This is a genomic window from Aquibacillus saliphilus (assembly GCF_020404745.1).
In the GTDB taxonomy this organism is placed as follows: domain Bacteria; phylum Bacillota; class Bacilli; order Bacillales; family Amphibacillaceae; genus Aquibacillus; species Aquibacillus saliphilus.
The window spans coordinates 107,036-124,672 of record NZ_JAIZAP010000004.1; the positions used below are offsets into that span (position 1 = coordinate 107,036).

The window sequence follows — 17,637 nt, forward strand, 5'->3', positions numbered from 1 at the left end:
GTAATGAAGACGAGAAGAACAGTTTATATGAGTCCGAGTAAAGATGCTGATTTAGATAATTATATAAAACAATTCGAAAAGAGACTCACCTTCTCTCACATAATAAAAGAATTGGCTAGGGATGGAATCAAATATCGGAAACTACAAAAGTCTGGGAGGATTGTTGAAGAATATGTACGTCCAGAATCAGGGTATGACAAAGTAATACAAAGTAATACCTCAAAAAATGAACAAGATTTTTCAAATGTAAAATTGGAGAAAAAAGAGGTGAAAAAAGAGGAGTTGGAAAATCGATTAGATGAATTTTGATTCCGTTTTTCCCTATTTTCCCAATTTCCGTTTTTCCCATTAATTTTAGGGAAAATAGGAATAAAACCCTTATTTTACAGGGATTTTAGTATATGTATTTGAGGGAATTTCGGGAAAAACGAAACTGATTAGCGTCTAAATTGGGTATGATTTGGGGTGTCAGAAGGGGGTGATTTTTTGACTAAATTTCCGATTACTTCAAAATTTAATGCAGACGATTCTTTCCGAGATCACATCCACAAGGGAGTTGATTTTGCCTTCCCACGAGATACTGAGTTGAGGTCGATTATGGATGGAGTAGTGGATAGAGTTATCATGGTTGATAATGGAACTAGTTGGGGTAAAGCTGTCTTTGTTAAATTTGAAAATGGAATGACTGGAATATATGCACATATGAATAAGACAATTGTTCACAAAGGAGATAGCGTTGAAGTTGGAGAATTATTAGGTTATTCAGGAAACACTGGTGCAACTTTTGGGCAGAACGGTGGATATCATCTTCACTTTGGACTAAAGGATATTAATGGAGATTACATTAATCCAGAACCATATATTCCCCTGATTCAGAATATGGATAAACTACAAGAATTTTCAGATAACTTTCAAGTAGGCAATTTTAGCAAGTTAGACCATACAGAAATATTCAATCAAGCGATGGATAGTTTTGGCAATTCTTTATTGGATTTAAAAATAAACATGATTAATCTACTACCTTATATCTTTTGAGCACTTCCAATGTTTTATACATTTGGTCTTTAGTTACACCAGTGTCTTTTAAATCATGCATGACTAAATATTCAATCTCACGTAATTTTTCCTCATATTTAGGAACTGCTTTATCGAAATCAAAAAACATATCCGATCACTCCATTTCATATATATTATTATCCTTTACGTCCTTTATCTGCTAATTCTTGAATAATTTGTTCAATGTCTTTCTCTTCCATTGTTTTATCATCCCTTTCTAATTATATTATGTCCAAAATAAAAGAGGTGTATTCATGAAGGAATTAAAAATTAATTTAAAGGATGAAACATATGAGAGTATAGAACGAATAATCACTTGGTTAAATTTAAATAATCAAATTAAATCTCCTGATAAACCAAATGATTATACAATTGAAGAGATAGTAAGAGGATTTATTATTTCTAAGGTGGAAGAGTTTAGCCATTTTGATGATATTAACCCTTTATTAATTCAAGACATTGATAAAAACTCAATAATTAAAAATAGATTTAAGGAAATTTCTAAAAATCAGAATATTACTATTAAGCAAGTGGCTGATCAGTTAGACATGAAACCTCCTAATGTTAGTAAGATATGGAATAATAAATCTCAGCCAAGAATGGAATTATTTATTAAGATATGGATAATACTTGGATGTCCAAAGTTACAGGATTGTTTATATATTGTAGAAGAAGATTAAGTTTAATCAACTTAGTCTTCTTTTTTTATTTAGTTGTAATAAGACAAGCACATTCGCCCATATGATTAAATATAATAAAATTAAGAAAATTATCAAAAACATTATGGAGGTTTTATAAATGAAAACTTTGGACGATGTTTTGAAAGAGATGGAAGAAATTGAAAATGATCGTGAAGATATTGACTTATCATTAAACACATTGAATATGAGAGATGACGGAATAATCCAATCACGAACGTATGGGGAATTTAATCCTTCCGAGGTTACTATTAAGAAATTATGCAATCTTTATAAATTAAACCACAGCCACATGAAAACATTAGTAAATGAAGGAAGGTATGACCTAGTATCTAGTCAGTTTAATCATTTCCTAAGTGGAGATGACAGAATGATGAAAATGAGAACTGTTCAAGGCAATCGTATTAAAGGGTTTGTTGGAATGAATTATAAGAAATTTGATGATTATGATTTATTCAATCTTGTTAACGATTATCTAGTTGATAACGAATTAGATTACGATGTGAAGATACTCAACAAAGATGATGAGCATACAAGAATTAGATTAATGTTAAATGATGTAGATTCAAATATGGGGATGGCTCATGAAAATGGAATAGATTATGATATTGTTCAAGGTGGTATCGAAATAACTAATAGTGAGATTGGATCAAATGGTATTGGACTTAATAGTTTAGTCTATCGTCAAGTTTGTAGTAATGGAATGATGGGTTTGATTGGAGATGAAGATAATAAAGAAATATTTCATAAACGTGGAAATGATTTCAGTCCTTTTGCAAGAAGGAATAGTTTAAATAGTGGTATTGAAAAGGCGGTTGATCAATCAAACAATAGTATCAAATTATTTGAGAGAACAAAAAACATTGAAGTTAAGAACCCCAAAGAAGAATTTAATCGTATTAGTAGTAGATATAAATTAGGTCAGCACCATGTTAGTTCATTAATGGATATGTATTCTCAAGAACCACAAGAAAATTATTACGGTATTATAAATGCTATCTCTAGACACGCAGATAGAAACTTTAAAACAGATTATAAAAATCGGGCTAAGTTTGAATTTATGGCAAGTGATATTTTGAATAAAGTAGCAAACTAATAAGGAGGAATTTAAAATGATTACACCATTAATTACATTGGGTGGAGTTGCAGTTTTATGTAGTGCAGGTTACGCATTAGTTACAGCTTTTAATTGGTTAGATGAAGTGGAAATTGAGCCAAGAAATAAAAAGGTGAAGGTAGGTAAGGAGAAAAAAGAAATAAAGGAGGACTCCAACGATGACAAAATTAGTAATCTCGGCAAAAGACTTAGATCAGGGTCTTAATTATAAGCCATTCCATCCGATTCAATTTAATAACAAAGTTTTTATTCAACAAAATCTAAAACAGGAGGTGAGAAGAAAGAATATAGGCAAACTAAACAAAGTAGGAATATTACCGTTAATGTTGGGAACAATGTTGATTCCAGAAATGGTATTAGCAGCACCAGTAACGGATACAAATATACTTTTCGATCCAAACAAGATAATGGATTACGGGTTAGCAATCGCAGTAGCAACTGTAGCAATAGGGGCAGGGGCAAGTATGGTATTCCTGTCTCTAGCAGGGATAATGAGAATGTTAAGAAAGAAACAATTCGCAAAAGAGTGGAGGTCAGACATAATAAGCGGATTCATTCAGGTAATGATAGCAATCCCAGTCACCTTTTCCATATGGTATCTAGGAACAATCCTCTTCGGAAACTTAGGACACTTAGAAGGACTATTCTAAAAACCACAATTATTCCGTTCGCAGTAGTATCCACAACATTTCTTACCGCATTTACTGACAAAGCCTACGCTAATTCCTTCTTTGATAAAAATGTAGATACGTATAAGTCACCATCATTTGTTGACGAATCTGTTTGGGAAAGTATTAAACGAGTTTTCGCAACTATAGGAGATGCCTTTGATTGGATGAAAAATATTAAAGAAAACCTACCAGCGTTAACGTTTGATTGGATGGCTTCGACTTACGAAATTATAACAGCACTAATTTTAAAAACACCATTATGGATATTTGATAATACTTGGTTTGACAATACAACATATTTATTTAGTCTTATAGCAATCAGTGTTGTAACTATACTAACTTCAATTGAAGGCATGAAACGAATGTGTAAAAAAGAATCGATGGATATTCAGACTATTGCTAAAAGATGGTTTATAGTTGCAGGACTAAGCACTATTGTTCCTTATCTATTTAAGAAAGGATTCCAAGCATTAAATTGGGTATCAGAAAAGATAATTGGATTAAGTTCTCATAGTATGACAAATGTATTAGAAGAAGCCGTAGCACCTTTTGACTTATTCGTCTTATTACTATTTAACATTGTTATGATAGGTGTAGCTATCCCTATACTATTAAAGAATGCGAAAAGATTCTTTGACATACTCACATTGTCCGTATTAGCACCAATGGCAGGTGTAGCTTGGATATTTAATTCTTACAACCACCTATTCAAACAATGGTGGGCTAATTTGAAAGATAAATCACTCGTTCAAATTGTATATGCTTTTTACCTACTATTAATTGGATTATTTATATATGGAGTACCGACACCTCCTACGACTACTGGTTCGTTAATTAAAATATTAATGGTCATAGGTGGTTTTTATCGGTTAGTTGATCCGCCAAATATTCTCCATAGACAAATGAATCATGGTCAAAGCATTATGGAGCTAGGTAGTCAGGTTAAGAAGTCAACAAATAAAGTTAAAGATGGTTATAAACTAGGTCATGGAATAACAAAGAATTCAGCTATTGCTTTCAAGAAGTTTATGGATATCGGCAAACCTGTAGTTATAACTAAGCCAAATACTCGTATGAGTAGGAATCACGGAAAGTAAAAAGGAGGATAAATAATGACACAAATTGAATTGGTTATCTTATTAAATACTGTTGCGTTAATTATAAGTAGTGTTACAAGTATCATGCAATCACAAACAGTATTTAAGGTTGTGAAAAATGATGAATGGAAATCATAAAGTCAATTTTCCGTTAAAGTCTATTACTACAACCAATATTGAAGAGGATTTATCTATATTATTAAATAAAATTGATCATTCTATATTTGGAGTAGAGGTTGGGATTAACAACTATGGGGTAAATAAATTTATTATTACCCCCGCCCACCTTCTAACAAATAAGAACCAGACAACTGTGGACACGAGAGGGGGTCAATTTGAATCTTATAATTGTTTCGAGGGTTGCTTATCCTCACCATACTTTTTACCTCTTAGGATTGACTTAAACGGACATTTTGAAAAACAAATTAATTTATTGAAGGAAATAGTTAAAAAAGATGAGGATATTGTTATTTTGTGGTTGTTTAAGAAGAAATATCAATGGAAATACAACGCATTAGACATGTATAGAAGCTATTTAAAAGGGAATGATTACCCCTCTACTGTTCCATTTGTACGTAATATTCAACAAAAAACCATTAAAGGACTAGATAAATTAGCTAGTTTTGAGTCAAATAGAGAGTATTCAGAAGATGTTGAACAGAAAATATTAGATAAGGGATTTGATTCTCAATTAAAAGTGTTGGTTAAATCAGATAGGCATAAGGAGATAACAGAATTGATTCATTTACTATTAGAAAAGTATGATTCTCATAATAGACTACGATTAAGCAATATTAAAGTAGATAATCCTTATAATTTTATTAATCAAGGACAAATGTTGAGTTTATCTGAAATATATTCATTATTTGGAGGGAAAGCTAAGGAGTTTATTAAACCAGAACAAGAAATAGATGTGATTGACAAGAATTCAACACCCTCTACCCCAATATCGGATAATATTATTGAATTATTGCCTTATTTAAAGAAAGAAGAAGTAAAGATAGATGAGTCTTTAGTGGAGAAGTTAGCTGAATCGATGAAAAAGGTTGGAATTATTAAACAGGCAAGATTATATGACGCAACAATACAATCAGGATCAAGATTAACTGTTATTACATCCAAACTGCCACCAGATGTTAATTTTAGCAAGATTGAGTCTAAGTCTAAAGATATTCGTGTTAACCTAGGTGTTCAATCATTAGGAATTGAGCAAGGAGATGTTGCCGGAACAATTAAATTCTCTATTCCTAATAATAATCATCAAATAATATCTTTACGAGAGATGATAGAAAGAAAAGATTTTCAGGAATTTAAAAAGAATAACCCATTAGCATTTATTGTTGGAATGGATGAATTGAACAGTCCTATTTATTTGTCATTAGCTAAATTAGTCCATTTGTTGATTGCAGGTTCTACTGGCAGTGGTAAATCCGTTTTCATTAACACTGTACTAACCGTATTATTGATGTGCTATAAGCCAAATGAGTTAAGAATGTTTTTAATTGACCCTAAGCAAGTAGAGTTATCACAGTATCAAGATTTCCCACACGTGCAAAAAGTAATAACCGATATGAGTGAAACCATAACATTATTAGAATCATTGGCTGTTGAAATGGATAGAAGATATGACAAATTTGGCGAGTTTAAAGGTGTTAAAAATATAATTGATTATAATAAACAATCAAAAAAGAAGATGCAATATATTGTGATTGCGATAGATGAGTTTAAAGATTTAAAAGATCAGTATCCCGATGTAGATAGCTATGTTGGAAGATTAGGTCAGAAGGCGAGAGCAGCAGGTATTCATTTAATTGTTGCTACTCAAAGACCTAGTGCAGATGTTATTGAAGGAACAACGAAATCTAATTTACAAAATGCTATTAGTTTTAATCTAGGGAGTAATAGAAATTATAGGACTGTATTTGATGAGGGAATTCCATATGAGAACTTATTAGGTAATGGAGATGGCGTTATGAGAATAGAGGGGTATCCAAAAGAATTCCAACGTTTCCAAAGTAGTATTATCCATCCAGATGGGAAAGAAGAGGGAAAAATATTTGATTCATTAATTCAATACTACAAAGAAAAAGATTATGATATAGGTGAAGAAATTCCTATTGGAGATGAAGGAAGGCAGGACATACCTTTGATAGACCAACTTAAAACGATTATAGCTACTACAAAGAATACAAGGATAGGCGAATTGAGAAAGGACTTAGGCGTAAAAGGAACGACTATGACAGATTTATTTAATCAATTAATAGAAGAAGGTTGGATAAAACGCCATAATTCAAAAGCAAAAGGTTATGAGTTAATAGCAGATGAGGAAATATTAAAAGAATGGCAACAGTGAGCACGAGAGAGTATCAAATTTAAACGATAATATACTTTTGAGGGAGTAATTCATAAAGAGATTAGAGTGGCTTAGAGATGATTATATGGAGCCATATTGAGATAGGTATTTAAATATTGATACTTATCTTAATATTTTTTATAATAAATTTTTATTTATAAGTTGACAATTGATTGATTTGTTCGTATAATAAGTAATATAGGACATTAATTATGGGAGGATTACACATGGATAATGTAGTAAGGTTGAATCAACAAGAGTTTTTTTATGATCATTTAGAGGATTATATCAGTGGGCTAGATACAGAAAGTACCAGAATTAATTATCGTCAACGGATTAAAAAGTTTTTAAGTTGGAAATTCCCAAACGAATCTATTCATCATATTTCTACAAATGACATTAACATGATAAGTTATGTTGATGTGAAAAAGTTTAGAGATCATGCAAGAAAAAAACATGCGTCTAGTTCTGTTAATGGAATCATGTATGCTTTATATGGAATGTTTAGATATTTAAAGCGTATCAAAGACGATAAAGGAAATCATGTTTACAGTATTGATGTTGAAGAATTAAAAGTACGTAAACTCAAGGAGTCAGATAAGGAGGAATACGGATTTATAGAGTGGGATGAGCTGAGTGACTGGATATCTTATCTTCGTACAGATAAGTCTGTAGCAAATGGTGAGAAGAAAGCTGTGTTGATTCATACTGCAAGATTAACTGGGATGAGAAAACAAGATTTGGCGAACCTCAAATTCAAACATTTGCAAAAGATTGATGGTGTATGGACATTACAAAGTAGGATTAAAGGTAAACAAAAGAAATATTCATTAACAGAGGAGGATGCTGAGTTAATTTTAAACTTGAAGAAAACAGATGATTCAGATGAACAAATATTCTTTGCAACTAAGACAATGGATAGATTAATTGCACATTTACGTGAACAATTTAATATATCACCAGATCGCAATATTGTTTTTCATTCAATTAGAGGAGAGTCAGCTTACATGGTTTACTTATCGTCTGGCAGAGATATATTAAAAGTACAGAATCATTTAAACCATAGCTCGATAAACACAAGTTTTAACTATATTTCTAAAAGGAATTCTATTCAACAAGATCCAACCTTATATATGAATCAAAATTTAGGCGTTGATACAGTTGATGAGTTATCTACAGAACAATGGAAAGATGTTTATAATGAGTTGTCTAGGTCTGCTAAGTTTGAAATAAAGGACATTATGGATAAGTTAGGCTACTCCAATAAATAAGTTGGGGTGGTCTATGGTGTTTTTTATATTGACATTAGATATAAAAAGGATTATACTATAATAGTGTGCAAATAAATATATTAAAGGAGAATCAAGTAAATGAAAGAGATTACAAATTCAGATTTGTTTTACTGTTACAATAAACGTTTATCCGACCACCTATTTGAGTGTGGTTTAACGCCATTAACCATTGCAATCAATCCTAAATCAAAAAATATTTTTAGTTTATATCAAAAAACAAACGAATTACAACAAGCCATAGACAAGTATAAAAGAATCTATAAATAATTAATAAAGGAGAATCTATCATTGAGTAATATTAAGAGAGTTAGTGATGTAATATCTGTACAAGATATTCATAATTGGGAAGATGGAGATGTAATAACGATTAAAGCAGGTACGGGTTCTGGTAAGAGTTATTTTATAAAAAATAGATTATTCATTCACGCAAAGGATAATAATAAGAAGATATTAATGCTTATACATAGGTCGAACTGTGTTGATCAATTTCAACGTGAGATAGAAAAAGATAGAAAATCTAAAAATATTGTTGTTAAAACATATCAATCTGTAGAAGAGTATAGAAAAAAACACAACAAATCATTTTTAAATAAATTTGATTATATCGTCTGTGACGAGTTTCATTATTTTATGTCTGATGCAAACTTTAACCAATCTACTGATATTTCATTAACGGAAATACTTAATCAAAAAGATAAGGTTAGAATATTTATGAGTGCTACTGGTTACTACATGGATCAGTATATGAGAGAAATAAAGAGTGTCAATCCTATCTCATATAAAATACCGATAAATTATGATTACATAAAAAGTTTGCATTTCTTTCATCAAGAATCAACTCTTGAAAAACTAATTGGCGGATTTATTAAAAGGAAAGAAAAGGCTATAGTTTTTGTTGAATCAGTCCAAGTTGCTTATCAATTACATAGACAATTTAAAGAGCATACTTTATTTAATTGTAGTAAAAGTAATAAAAAGCATTATAAGCATGTAAAAAGTAAAGCTATTGAAAAAATGTTAGATGATGAAAATTTCAATCAATTGATTCTTATTACAACCAGAACATTAGAAGCTGGTGTTAATATTGTAGATGATCAGTTACATAATATTGTAGTTAGTGGTATGTATGACACTGGAACTATTATTCAATGTGTAGGAAGAAAAAGAATTGAAGATAACAAACCTAATGATTACATTAACTTGTACATAGAGTCTAATTCAAATAAAAAATTAGGTGGTATCAAAGGTCAAATAAACAGAAGACTGCAAAAAGCAGAATACGTTAGGTCACATGGAACAGAAAAATATATTAAGGAGTATATGCGAAATACACATGATACGTCAGGTGTTGTATATGACGATATTATAAAAGGGGAAGATAAAGCAATCAAACGAGTAAATGAAATGATTTATTTTAAAAATAAGGTTGATATAGTAGAAATAAATAAAATGTTAAACTTAGGTAAATTCGGATTTTGCAAATACATAGCAGATGTTTTTGGATTCTATGACAGTCAAAAGGGATGGTATGATTATAAAATGGTAGAAAAAGAAGAGAATAAAAGTAAACTAGAAAGATATTTAGATAGTTTGATTGGAAGACAGTTAATTAAAGAAGAGCAAGAAAGACTTGTCAGAGAAATTAACCTAAAGGATTCCAGAGGAAGATTGCAAAAAGGATTAAAAACAATTAATGGTTATTTTAATGATAATCAATTTAAGTATATGTTAATTTCTAAAAAGACTAGTAAAAGAGTAAATGGTGAACCACAATCTTATACATACTGGGAAGTTATAGGCGATATTGAATTATAAAATGTATGCTTAAAAGTGGATTAAGTTCTATAAGGAACATATATCCATAAATTAGACTACATATAAATAAAATTATACTATATTTACATAAGTGATAAGTTCAAAATCAAGTTCAAAAGAATCATAGACAAATAATATATAAATTACATAATAATAAACTATGGCGATTCATTAAATTGGATCGTTTTTATTTTGGAAAATTGTTACGATAATAGCATGTGTCGGATAAACGTAAGTAGGAGTAAGGGTAAGGTGAATAATATGGATGAATATAGGGTTAAATTGGCATATCGATAAGGCAATCTCGTGTAAAGTTATGTGAGAGTAAGGATGGATAGGTAAAATTTAAGTAAAATTGGATAATATGATGGAAAATTGGGATGGATGATGATGGATAAAGTGATGATATGATTGAGTTTTGACGAGACCGTTACGAGGACAAAATCGAGTCCAATTAGGGTGAAAATGAGATAATGGGGAAAATTGTGAGATGATAAAATAATATGAGAAAAGTTGAAAATTTAGGTAAGGTGTGGAGATGGAAGTGTTAGGACATTTCCCAGCAAAATTGATCATATCTCAAGTTTTATTGTAGCCCCCTACCTCACAAACATTGATATAATAGGCTTTGTAGGTGTCTATCGAATTGTTATTATATGGACATTATGAGATAATCTTATTTATATGTGGTGTGATAGCTTGTTGCCATTGTGATATGATATGTTTATACCTATATAAGTATAATATGAGGTGTGAATAGATGGGGCTTGTGTGTAAAGTATTTTACCTTTACGTCGTATAAGTAACAGCGAATCGATTTCTAATATCTTTATATGAACATATACTAATATATCATAATTAGAATAGTTTTATGCTTATCTATCTCATATTGTTATGTATTTATCAATCGATTATTCACAATGTTATCCACAATTTATCTATACTTATCCACATAAATATTAACTTATCAACAGGTTATCCACAACTATATTATCTAATTGTATTCTTATAATTGTTATCAGGTACTAGTATAATATACTTATGTATCAATGGTTATACTATGTTATCTAATATAAATTAAGACTAGCTACTAATCTATCCTAATATCATTCATCCATATTGTACCAGATCAATTGTAAGCTATTCTATCACCTTATCAATGTTACCATCCATCTACTCCAATCAAATGTATGTATAAGCTATGCTATGCTATGACTATGCTTAAGCTTCACCAATCTATATTAATATAACCATGTTCCTTCCATTAAAAGGGTGTCAATAATTTATCCTATCCAATATAAATAAGATTATATTATAAAGTTGTTGTAATGTTATACGCAATCAAGTATAATAAGTATTATAATATTAAATGTATAGGAGGTATATATATGTTTGTTCCGTTAACTGGTATCAATCATACTAAAGTATATATCAAGGATAAGGCATACAGAGAACAATATAAACGTTATAAGCAATCAACGATCACTAACACGTATAATCAATATAAAGAGTATCAGCTATTCTCTATTCAACGTACAGATACAAATACTTATTATATTATTTCTACATCTCTACATGATCCAACTAAACTACAATATACATGCTTCATTAATAATAAACCTTATAGCCATATGTTATATGATGATCTGTTAACTTTAATCAATAATGAATGGTACGAATTCAGTCAATCAAATTTAAAGGAGTGTATCTAATGGAATCAATTCTAATCAATCCACTATCCAGTCACTACAATAATAATATAAAAGAAGGTATGAACAATGGTTATACTGTAGTTTGCAGTCAAAGACCTTTCCCATGTGTAAAGGAATGGACTCAGCAATCATTAAGCAATGGCATATACTATGGTTATGGTAACAAGGATCACTATTCTAAAATATGGAATGATCTTGCATGTAAGCAAATTAAACTAATAATTAATGAAGAAATAGAAGCAATAGTCAAATTAGAATGTGAGGAAAATAATGCAGACTATCATACAATCATCAATCAATATGGTATTACATCCATTGCTTCAGACTTAGGTTATATGTATATAGAGGAAGTTTCATCTTATGAATAATAAATTTAAAATCAATGATAATGTTATCTGCACGTTTGGATCAAACAAAGGTAAAGTATTTAAAGTAGTAGAGGTATTAAAAGACAGCTACTCATGTATATTAGAAGGTAGTAAGGATAATAAATACTATAGTTATAATGATAATACATTGATAAGTAAAGCATTGACCAGTTAATATATAGGTTGATGCTTCTTTTTATCTATTTGCTGTAGGTGATATCATATGATTAGTATTATCTTATAAAACTAATCATATATAAATATTAAATAGTTATAAATAATGTTTGACTTTATACGCAATATAGTATAATATAGGTATTAAGATATTAATTATTAAATTTTAGGAGGTAATCACATGTATGATTATTTAATTAGTAAGGGGTATCCGGTTGCTGTACTAGATATTATGTCAAAGGTTGATCTTGAGAATGAATATAAAGCAGTTTATTCTTATCTTAATGGTTTGGACGTGAAGACAATATGAAAAAATTAATAATTGTATCAGTCATTGCCTTATCAATGGTTACGGGTTGTAGTAGTCAGAGTAATAATTTAGCAGATGGTAATGTTACTAATAAAGAAGCAGAGCAAATGCAATCGGCTTGGTGTGAATATAATAAAGACGAATCATTTGCAAAGGAACAATGTAAATAAATTTAAATAGGAGGTAATAAAATGTTGGGTTATACATGGGAATTACATTCAATACAAGAATTAAAAGAAAATAAATCAATTGTGATCGAACGTAAAGGCTGGGACAATTATCGAGTATTTTTATTTAATCAAGTAAACCATGAAAAAAGTTATATCAAGTATTATGATAGTTATGAAAGTATTCAAGATCACTTATTAAATATAATGGAATCAATTAATTATATTTAAAATTATATTTTTATCTTAATATATAAATAAAATTATCTTATAAAATGTATTGACTTTATACTTATTATCGTATAAAATTAATTTATAGAGTTAATCACATAGGAGGAGATCATATGTTATACTATGCAAACTTAAAAAGTAAAGGGTCTAACAGTATTGTAGCTTATGGAGTAGCTAAAAAAGATAATAGAGGTTTATATAAATTTAATTATATTCCTACAATGAATAGGAAACCATTTATTAATATAACTAAACGTTCAACTTTGTATGTAGAATTATTAGATCAAGTAATATAAGACAAATAAAATTATAGGAGTGTTAAAAATGATTAAAGAAAAAATTAAAATGAATAATGAGATTATTGAAAATGATTATATCCGTATCGACAATGATCATACTTTATTTTGTGAAGTTAAAAGAATAGAGTTTCCAGATATTAATAAACTAGAAAAGGAATTAAAGGCATTAAGAAAACAATTAAAAGATAATAACGTATCACTTGCAAAGACTGATACTATTAAGATTTTACGTGATCAAAAACAAGAATATATTAACAGCGTAAACGAATATAATAATACGTTTGATAAACTTGTAATAGCATGGGAAGAAAAAATAAAAGTAGGTATCTTTACTGGTTATAGTGACGACAAATATTATAACAACATCCTCAGTCCTTTAAAATGGAAATTAGAAAAAATGAATTATAGAAATACTTTATTAAGTAAAGTAATAACTATTAATCAAAACATACAAGAAATTAAACAAGAATTAAATAACGGTACTGAATTTTTAAAAGTATCAATATAGTATAAAATTCAAATTTTATTAAATAAAAAGGAGATGTTTTAAAATGGAAAAATTATTTAAAGAGTTAGAATATGCCAAAAAAGCTGTAATAAGTACACTTGAAAAAGAGAATTGTTTAGTCGATATGCACGGCTTATCTTATTGGGCAGGTAAAGTAGAAAGACTTCGTAAAGAAATAAAAGGTAATCTATAAGTTAAAATTTATAATTTACTTTAAAAATTGGAGGTGATCTCATGGACATAGAAAACAAGGTATTTTATTATCACAGTCTTATCAATCGTTATAGTAATAAGAATGACTATCATTCTAGAATTACGGTCAAATGGGCAAAAGATAAACTTTCAAAGGTTTATAAATAAGTAATGTTTTAAATGTCTATAAGCTTTTATAATTGGTTTGTAGACATCTGTAAGCATTAAACAATATAAATAGGATTATATTATAAAAACACTTGTATTTTATACTCAAACCTGTATAATGAAATTATAGAAGTTAATAAGAGGAGTTGAACAAAATGTATAAGTGTATTAAGTGTAACGGATCTGGAGTTGTTCCTTTTCTTCATATAGAAAACGGAAAATGTTTTGATTGTAATGGATCGGGCAAAGTTGAAAAGGTGAATAGTAGTATTTCAGCATCTTTAAAAAGAATTGAAGCATTAAAAAGCAGTCTTATCCAGTTAGAAAGTAAACATACTCAACTAGAAAAAGAATATATGGAATTTTTCAATTATCTAGTTGAATTGTCTAACAGTCAAAGAGTGTCAAAGGAGTTAACCAGAAAGCAAAATACATTAGCTATAAATTTACAAAATGTAGAGAAAACAATAGAAAATCATAAACAGGGAATAGAAAACGAATTGAAGTTAATTGAATTATAAGCGGGTTTTATTTCCTGCTTTATGGATTGGAAAATAATTTAATTTGTAAAGGTTGAAATAAAAGCAATATAAGGAGTAGTAGAGATGATATATAATTCTATATGTGAAATACTCAAGAGTGAGCGTGTAAATGGCTTTAAGCTGCATTTATGTTCTAATGATAAGAAAGTAGTAACATTAATTAATTCATTCAAAGAAAAGAAAGTTTTAACGCTATCTAATGATATTAAAATTCTAGATAGTACAATTATTTATCCATACCAAATAAATTAGAGGAGTGTTGTAAATGTGGGGATATAAAAGAACAAATAAAAGTTTTAATGGTATTAGAGTATATAAAAAATATTGTTTTGGTGAGTTTGCCGGATACTGTTATAAACAAAGGTTAAAGCAACTAAGAAAAGGCAAAGAGTATAATATAGGATTTGAGTATCCTTCATTTGATCGTACTTTTAGAGATGATAATAATAATTATTTTTCTATATCATGGGACGAATTAAGCAAGCAATTTGAAACAGGTAATAAGAAACAAAAGAAAGCAACTTAAACAAGAATTAAAGGCGGTGCAAATATGATTAAAGTTTCCTATTGTTTCTGGTGTGACAAAGAGACCGAACACGAATACAAAAATAATAAGGTAAAATGTTTAAATTGTGATAGTACGGTTATAGAAAAATAAAATTATATAGAGGTTGTAGCCTCTTTAAATAGTCCTTAAGCTACAAGCGTTGCACCTATTGTGTATGGGTGCAGGTGGATTAAATATTAAACTATGGAGGTTATAGGCATGTTAAAAAGCTTTATAAATGATATTAAACCGAATAATAAACAGGAACTAAGAATACAAGTGTTATTTGCTTCTGTACTGGTTATACTATTTTTTATTATGATAAATTTATAATATAAATATTATTATACAATAATTTTAAATTATTTAACGTTTTTCACTTGTATTTTATACGGAATAGAGTATAATGGGTATTAACATATAAATAAGATTATAATATAAAGGGAGTTGTTTTAAATGTCAGTATCATTACAAATTAACGAAGAATTAAACGGAATCGAGTTATATTTTGATTCTAAGCCGGAACAAACCGTTTTAAGCAGTCTAAAAACGAATGGCTTCAGGTGGTCGAAGTTTAAAAAATGCTGGTACAATAAGCAATCGGAAAAGGCTTTAAAGCTTGCTGATAACTTAGCTAATGGAGCGATTGAAGAAGTGAAGAAAAGTACAGTTAAACATAATAATAAGACTAACATTAATAATTTAAGCCTATGGGATGCTACACAATGGACAAATGAAGAAGTAAACAACAAGCAAGATACAAAACAAATTGCAAAGGAAATAAGACAAAATATTAAAAAGAGGTTCCCACAATGTAAATTTAGTGTAACAAGTGACTATTCACATATTAATGTTACTGTTAAACAATCACCGTATAATAAGGATAGTAAGTATTTAAAGGCTGTCAAAGAATATTGTAACAACCTAGTTAACGCTTATAAAGTTTGTTACAGAGAAGGCGATCCCTACACTGATTTACCAAGCAGTCACAACTTTTACTTTTTCAATACATCTATAGACTATGATTATATTCAAACGGAATCAACAGAAAAAATTGAAGAGGATTTAAAACAATTCGATATTAAATTAAAAGAGCATGAAGAAGCTGAAGAAGAAATAAAAGAAAAGGAATTCCAAGAATATTTAAAAGAACAAGAAAAAAGAGATACGGAATATAAAAAGCAAAGAGAAGAAGAAAAGAAACAAACGGAACATATCTATAATAGTGTTAATGTTAATTCATTAGAAGAAAATAACCAGTATTATATTATTGGATCAGAGTTTGCAAATTTAAATAAAAATAATACAATCGAACAATATCAAGAAGAAGTGAACAAAAATGATTTTATGATAGAAAATGTAAAAGTTACAAAAGAAATACATTTCAATAATCAAGAAGCATTAACAAACTTTTCTAATATGTTACTACATGACTTTGACTTTTTAAATGATACTGGAGGTAGTTATACAAACGATACAAGAATTAATTCAATGATAGACTTTTACAATATGGTCACTGAAGAAAAAAATACTGTACAATGGAATAGGATAGGAGTAGCAATCTATTTCAATAATCAATTGCAGTTTGTTGTTGACACACAAGGATCTAATTATTCTAAGTATATAGGCTTAACAGATAACGCAATAATTAAAAAGTCTTTGAATGATAAACAAGTCATTAATGAATTAGAATTAAACGAATATAAGCATCAAGCAAATCAATTAGAATGTATATCAACTGATGTTATAGAAGAGTTAGACATAGTTAATTCATGGGGTAATGAAGGCTGGACGCAATACAAAGAAACGTTAAAAGAAAAGTTAAAAGAACACAAATTTAAATTAACTAAAAATATCATTCAACAATTAGAAATTGAATCATTAAAAGTTAAAATGTATAAGTTATTAATAGAGGTTGACGGCATACAGGAACAATTTAAAGATACTAATATTAAGCAAGGCGATAAATTAACAATGTTTTATATATCAGATTTTGGATCAATTGTAACAAGTAGAATAACATTTGATAGTGTAGTAAATACAACCTATGCACAATATGACAATGCAGTTAAATTAGTATTTACACCAGAGAAGAAAAGAAAACTACATTATAACTATTTTCATTCTACAATGTTAATTTATAATGGCTGGTATGAATTGCCTACAAATGTATTAAATGAAGTAGAAGAAAGAAACGGCTTTATAGTTACTAGTAGTAAATATCATTCATGTGATAACAAACAATATGATGAGATATTAAGACATTTTGAACAGCAAGAAATAAAACCGATAGTTAACACGTATAAGCCTACATTTTAGG

At 29.0% G+C, this 17,637-nt stretch carries 25 protein-coding genes; 24 read left to right on the top strand and 1 reads right to left on the bottom strand.

Going from position 1 to position 17,637, the window contains the following annotated elements:
* Positions 1 to 3: 3 nt before the first annotated feature.
* Both LD272_RS05715 and LD272_RS05720 read left to right on the top strand, forming a co-directional pair.
* Positions 4 to 309: a hypothetical protein gene (locus LD272_RS05715; RefSeq protein WP_226035632.1), complete on the top strand. Its 306-nt coding sequence runs from the start codon at positions 4 to 6 to the stop codon at positions 307 to 309.
* 177 nt (positions 310 to 486) lie between these two features.
* Positions 487 to 1,035, top strand: a complete 549-nt coding sequence (locus tag LD272_RS05720) for a M23 family metallopeptidase (RefSeq protein WP_226035633.1) — start codon at positions 487 to 489, stop codon at positions 1,033 to 1,035.
* Here the strand turns inward: LD272_RS05720 and LD272_RS05725 are convergent.
* Positions 1,010 to 1,165: a hypothetical protein gene (locus LD272_RS05725; protein ID WP_226035634.1), complete on the bottom strand. Its 156-nt coding sequence runs from the start codon at positions 1,163 to 1,165 to the stop codon at positions 1,010 to 1,012. The two genes, LD272_RS05720 and LD272_RS05725, sit on opposite strands and share 26 nt — an antisense overlap.
* Positions 1,166 to 1,310: 145 nt before the next feature.
* Here LD272_RS05725 and LD272_RS05730 point away from each other — a divergent pair, with 145 nt between their 5' ends.
* From LD272_RS05730 to LD272_RS05820, 22 genes are all read left to right on the top strand, one after another.
* Positions 1,311 to 1,736, top strand: a complete 426-nt coding sequence (locus LD272_RS05730) for a helix-turn-helix domain-containing protein (protein ID WP_226035635.1) — start codon at positions 1,311 to 1,313, stop codon at positions 1,734 to 1,736.
* A gap of 118 nt (positions 1,737 to 1,854) precedes the next feature.
* Positions 1,855 to 2,850 carry a hypothetical protein gene (locus LD272_RS05735; protein WP_226035636.1) on the top strand — a complete coding sequence of 332 codons (996 nt, stop codon included), beginning with the start codon at positions 1,855 to 1,857 and terminating at the stop codon, positions 2,848 to 2,850.
* 16 nt (positions 2,851 to 2,866) lie between these two features.
* Complete coding sequence (locus tag LD272_RS05740; protein ID WP_226035637.1) at positions 2,867 to 3,076, top strand: DUF7394 family protein; 210 nt, start codon at positions 2,867 to 2,869, stop codon at positions 3,074 to 3,076.
* Positions 3,030 to 3,521 carry a hypothetical protein gene (locus LD272_RS05745; RefSeq protein ID WP_226035638.1) on the top strand — a complete coding sequence of 164 codons (492 nt, stop codon included), beginning with the start codon at positions 3,030 to 3,032 and terminating at the stop codon, positions 3,519 to 3,521. Before LD272_RS05740 ends, LD272_RS05745 begins: the two co-directional genes overlap by 47 nt.
* A gap of 185 nt (positions 3,522 to 3,706) precedes the next feature.
* Positions 3,707 to 4,639, top strand: coding sequence for a hypothetical protein (locus LD272_RS05750; protein ID WP_226035639.1), 933 nt, complete (start codon positions 3,707 to 3,709; stop codon positions 4,637 to 4,639).
* A gap of 15 nt (positions 4,640 to 4,654) precedes the next feature.
* A complete protein-coding gene (locus tag LD272_RS21385; protein WP_255639658.1) occupies positions 4,655 to 4,777 on the top strand; it encodes a hypothetical protein in 123 nt (40 codons plus the stop codon).
* The gene (locus tag LD272_RS05755) at positions 4,758 to 6,992 is read left to right on the top strand and encodes an FtsK/SpoIIIE domain-containing protein (RefSeq protein WP_226035640.1); all 2,235 of its coding nucleotides are present in this window, start codon (positions 4,758 to 4,760) and stop codon (positions 6,990 to 6,992) included. Before LD272_RS21385 ends, LD272_RS05755 begins: the two co-directional genes overlap by 20 nt.
* A 227-nt stretch (positions 6,993 to 7,219) precedes the next feature.
* On the top strand, positions 7,220 to 8,263 hold the full coding sequence (locus LD272_RS05760) for a tyrosine-type recombinase/integrase (RefSeq protein WP_226035641.1): 1,044 nt from the start codon (positions 7,220 to 7,222) through the stop codon (positions 8,261 to 8,263).
* Between the two features lie 99 nt (positions 8,264 to 8,362).
* Entirely contained in the window at positions 8,363 to 8,551 is a 189-nt protein-coding gene (locus LD272_RS05765) for a hypothetical protein (protein ID WP_226035642.1), read from the top strand.
* A 21-nt stretch (positions 8,552 to 8,572) separates the two neighbouring features.
* A complete protein-coding gene (locus tag LD272_RS05770) occupies positions 8,573 to 10,099 on the top strand; it encodes a DEAD/DEAH box helicase (protein ID WP_226035643.1) in 1,527 nt (508 codons plus the stop codon).
* 1,388 nt (positions 10,100 to 11,487) lie between these two features.
* The gene (locus tag LD272_RS05775) at positions 11,488 to 11,811 is read left to right on the top strand and encodes a hypothetical protein (RefSeq protein ID WP_226035644.1); all 324 of its coding nucleotides are present in this window, start codon (positions 11,488 to 11,490) and stop codon (positions 11,809 to 11,811) included.
* Entirely contained in the window at positions 11,811 to 12,179 is a 369-nt protein-coding gene (locus LD272_RS05780; protein WP_226035645.1) for a hypothetical protein, read from the top strand. The genes LD272_RS05775 and LD272_RS05780 overlap by 1 nt, the downstream gene beginning before the upstream one ends.
* A 355-nt stretch (positions 12,180 to 12,534) precedes the next feature.
* Positions 12,535 to 12,663 carry a hypothetical protein gene (locus tag LD272_RS21390; RefSeq protein ID WP_255639659.1) on the top strand — a complete coding sequence of 43 codons (129 nt, stop codon included), beginning with the start codon at positions 12,535 to 12,537 and terminating at the stop codon, positions 12,661 to 12,663.
* On the top strand, positions 12,660 to 12,833 hold the full coding sequence (locus tag LD272_RS05785; RefSeq protein ID WP_226035646.1) for a hypothetical protein: 174 nt from the start codon (positions 12,660 to 12,662) through the stop codon (positions 12,831 to 12,833). The genes LD272_RS21390 and LD272_RS05785 overlap by 4 nt, the downstream gene beginning before the upstream one ends.
* Positions 12,834 to 12,854: 21 nt before the next feature.
* Positions 12,855 to 13,061 carry a hypothetical protein gene (locus tag LD272_RS05790; RefSeq protein WP_226035647.1) on the top strand — a complete coding sequence of 69 codons (207 nt, stop codon included), beginning with the start codon at positions 12,855 to 12,857 and terminating at the stop codon, positions 13,059 to 13,061.
* Between the two features lie 113 nt (positions 13,062 to 13,174).
* Positions 13,175 to 13,357, top strand: a complete 183-nt coding sequence (locus LD272_RS05795; RefSeq protein WP_226035648.1) for a hypothetical protein — start codon at positions 13,175 to 13,177, stop codon at positions 13,355 to 13,357.
* Positions 13,358 to 13,385: 28 nt separating this feature from the next.
* The gene (locus tag LD272_RS05800; RefSeq protein WP_226035649.1) at positions 13,386 to 13,868 is read left to right on the top strand and encodes a hypothetical protein; all 483 of its coding nucleotides are present in this window, start codon (positions 13,386 to 13,388) and stop codon (positions 13,866 to 13,868) included.
* Between the two features lie 43 nt (positions 13,869 to 13,911).
* Positions 13,912 to 14,061 (top strand): hypothetical protein, encoded by a 150-nt coding sequence (locus LD272_RS05805; protein WP_226035650.1) that lies wholly within the window; start codon positions 13,912 to 13,914, stop codon positions 14,059 to 14,061.
* 41 nt (positions 14,062 to 14,102) lie between these two features.
* A complete protein-coding gene (locus LD272_RS21395) occupies positions 14,103 to 14,228 on the top strand; it encodes a hypothetical protein (RefSeq protein ID WP_255639660.1) in 126 nt (41 codons plus the stop codon).
* Positions 14,229 to 14,383: 155 nt separating this feature from the next.
* The gene (locus tag LD272_RS05810; protein WP_226035651.1) at positions 14,384 to 14,749 is read left to right on the top strand and encodes a hypothetical protein; all 366 of its coding nucleotides are present in this window, start codon (positions 14,384 to 14,386) and stop codon (positions 14,747 to 14,749) included.
* A 286-nt stretch (positions 14,750 to 15,035) separates the two neighbouring features.
* Positions 15,036 to 15,296 carry a hypothetical protein gene (locus LD272_RS05815; protein WP_226035652.1) on the top strand — a complete coding sequence of 87 codons (261 nt, stop codon included), beginning with the start codon at positions 15,036 to 15,038 and terminating at the stop codon, positions 15,294 to 15,296.
* Between the two features lie 477 nt (positions 15,297 to 15,773).
* Entirely contained in the window at positions 15,774 to 17,636 is a 1,863-nt protein-coding gene (locus tag LD272_RS05820) for an LPD29 domain-containing protein (RefSeq protein ID WP_226035653.1), read from the top strand.
* Position 17,637: the final 1 nt, after the last annotated feature.

What these genes read in the sequence shown, in the direction of transcription:
- LD272_RS05715 (WP_226035632.1), top strand. Translation starts at nt 4, where the DNA reads ATGAAGACGAGAAGAACAGTTTATATGAGTCCGAGTAAAGATGCTGAT.
- LD272_RS05725 (WP_226035634.1), bottom strand. Translation starts at nt 1,165, where the DNA reads ATGTTTTTTGATTTCGATAAAGCAGTTCCTAAATATGAGGAAAAATTA.
- LD272_RS05730 (WP_226035635.1), top strand. Translation starts at nt 1,311, where the DNA reads ATGAAGGAATTAAAAATTAATTTAAAGGATGAAACATATGAGAGTATA.
- LD272_RS05735 (WP_226035636.1), top strand. Translation starts at nt 1,855, where the DNA reads ATGAAAACTTTGGACGATGTTTTGAAAGAGATGGAAGAAATTGAAAAT.
- LD272_RS05740 (WP_226035637.1), top strand. Translation starts at nt 2,867, where the DNA reads ATGATTACACCATTAATTACATTGGGTGGAGTTGCAGTTTTATGTAGT.
- LD272_RS05745 (WP_226035638.1), top strand. Translation starts at nt 3,030, where the DNA reads ATGACAAAATTAGTAATCTCGGCAAAAGACTTAGATCAGGGTCTTAAT.
- LD272_RS05750 (WP_226035639.1), top strand. Translation starts at nt 3,707, where the DNA reads ATGAAAAATATTAAAGAAAACCTACCAGCGTTAACGTTTGATTGGATG.
- LD272_RS21385 (WP_255639658.1), top strand. Translation starts at nt 4,655, where the DNA reads ATGACACAAATTGAATTGGTTATCTTATTAAATACTGTTGCGTTAATT.
- LD272_RS05755 (WP_226035640.1), top strand. Translation starts at nt 4,758, where the DNA reads ATGATGAATGGAAATCATAAAGTCAATTTTCCGTTAAAGTCTATTACT.
- LD272_RS05760 (WP_226035641.1), top strand. Translation starts at nt 7,220, where the DNA reads ATGGATAATGTAGTAAGGTTGAATCAACAAGAGTTTTTTTATGATCAT.
- LD272_RS05765 (WP_226035642.1), top strand. Translation starts at nt 8,363, where the DNA reads ATGAAAGAGATTACAAATTCAGATTTGTTTTACTGTTACAATAAACGT.
- LD272_RS05775 (WP_226035644.1), top strand. Translation starts at nt 11,488, where the DNA reads ATGTTTGTTCCGTTAACTGGTATCAATCATACTAAAGTATATATCAAG.
- LD272_RS05780 (WP_226035645.1), top strand. Translation starts at nt 11,811, where the DNA reads ATGGAATCAATTCTAATCAATCCACTATCCAGTCACTACAATAATAAT.
- LD272_RS21390 (WP_255639659.1), top strand. Translation starts at nt 12,535, where the DNA reads ATGTATGATTATTTAATTAGTAAGGGGTATCCGGTTGCTGTACTAGAT.
- LD272_RS05785 (WP_226035646.1), top strand. Translation starts at nt 12,660, where the DNA reads ATGAAAAAATTAATAATTGTATCAGTCATTGCCTTATCAATGGTTACG.
- LD272_RS05790 (WP_226035647.1), top strand. Translation starts at nt 12,855, where the DNA reads ATGTTGGGTTATACATGGGAATTACATTCAATACAAGAATTAAAAGAA.
- LD272_RS05795 (WP_226035648.1), top strand. Translation starts at nt 13,175, where the DNA reads ATGTTATACTATGCAAACTTAAAAAGTAAAGGGTCTAACAGTATTGTA.
- LD272_RS05800 (WP_226035649.1), top strand. Translation starts at nt 13,386, where the DNA reads ATGATTAAAGAAAAAATTAAAATGAATAATGAGATTATTGAAAATGAT.
- LD272_RS05805 (WP_226035650.1), top strand. Translation starts at nt 13,912, where the DNA reads ATGGAAAAATTATTTAAAGAGTTAGAATATGCCAAAAAAGCTGTAATA.
- LD272_RS21395 (WP_255639660.1), top strand. Translation starts at nt 14,103, where the DNA reads ATGGACATAGAAAACAAGGTATTTTATTATCACAGTCTTATCAATCGT.
- LD272_RS05810 (WP_226035651.1), top strand. Translation starts at nt 14,384, where the DNA reads ATGTATAAGTGTATTAAGTGTAACGGATCTGGAGTTGTTCCTTTTCTT.
- LD272_RS05815 (WP_226035652.1), top strand. Translation starts at nt 15,036, where the DNA reads ATGTGGGGATATAAAAGAACAAATAAAAGTTTTAATGGTATTAGAGTA.
- LD272_RS05820 (WP_226035653.1), top strand. Translation starts at nt 15,774, where the DNA reads ATGTCAGTATCATTACAAATTAACGAAGAATTAAACGGAATCGAGTTA.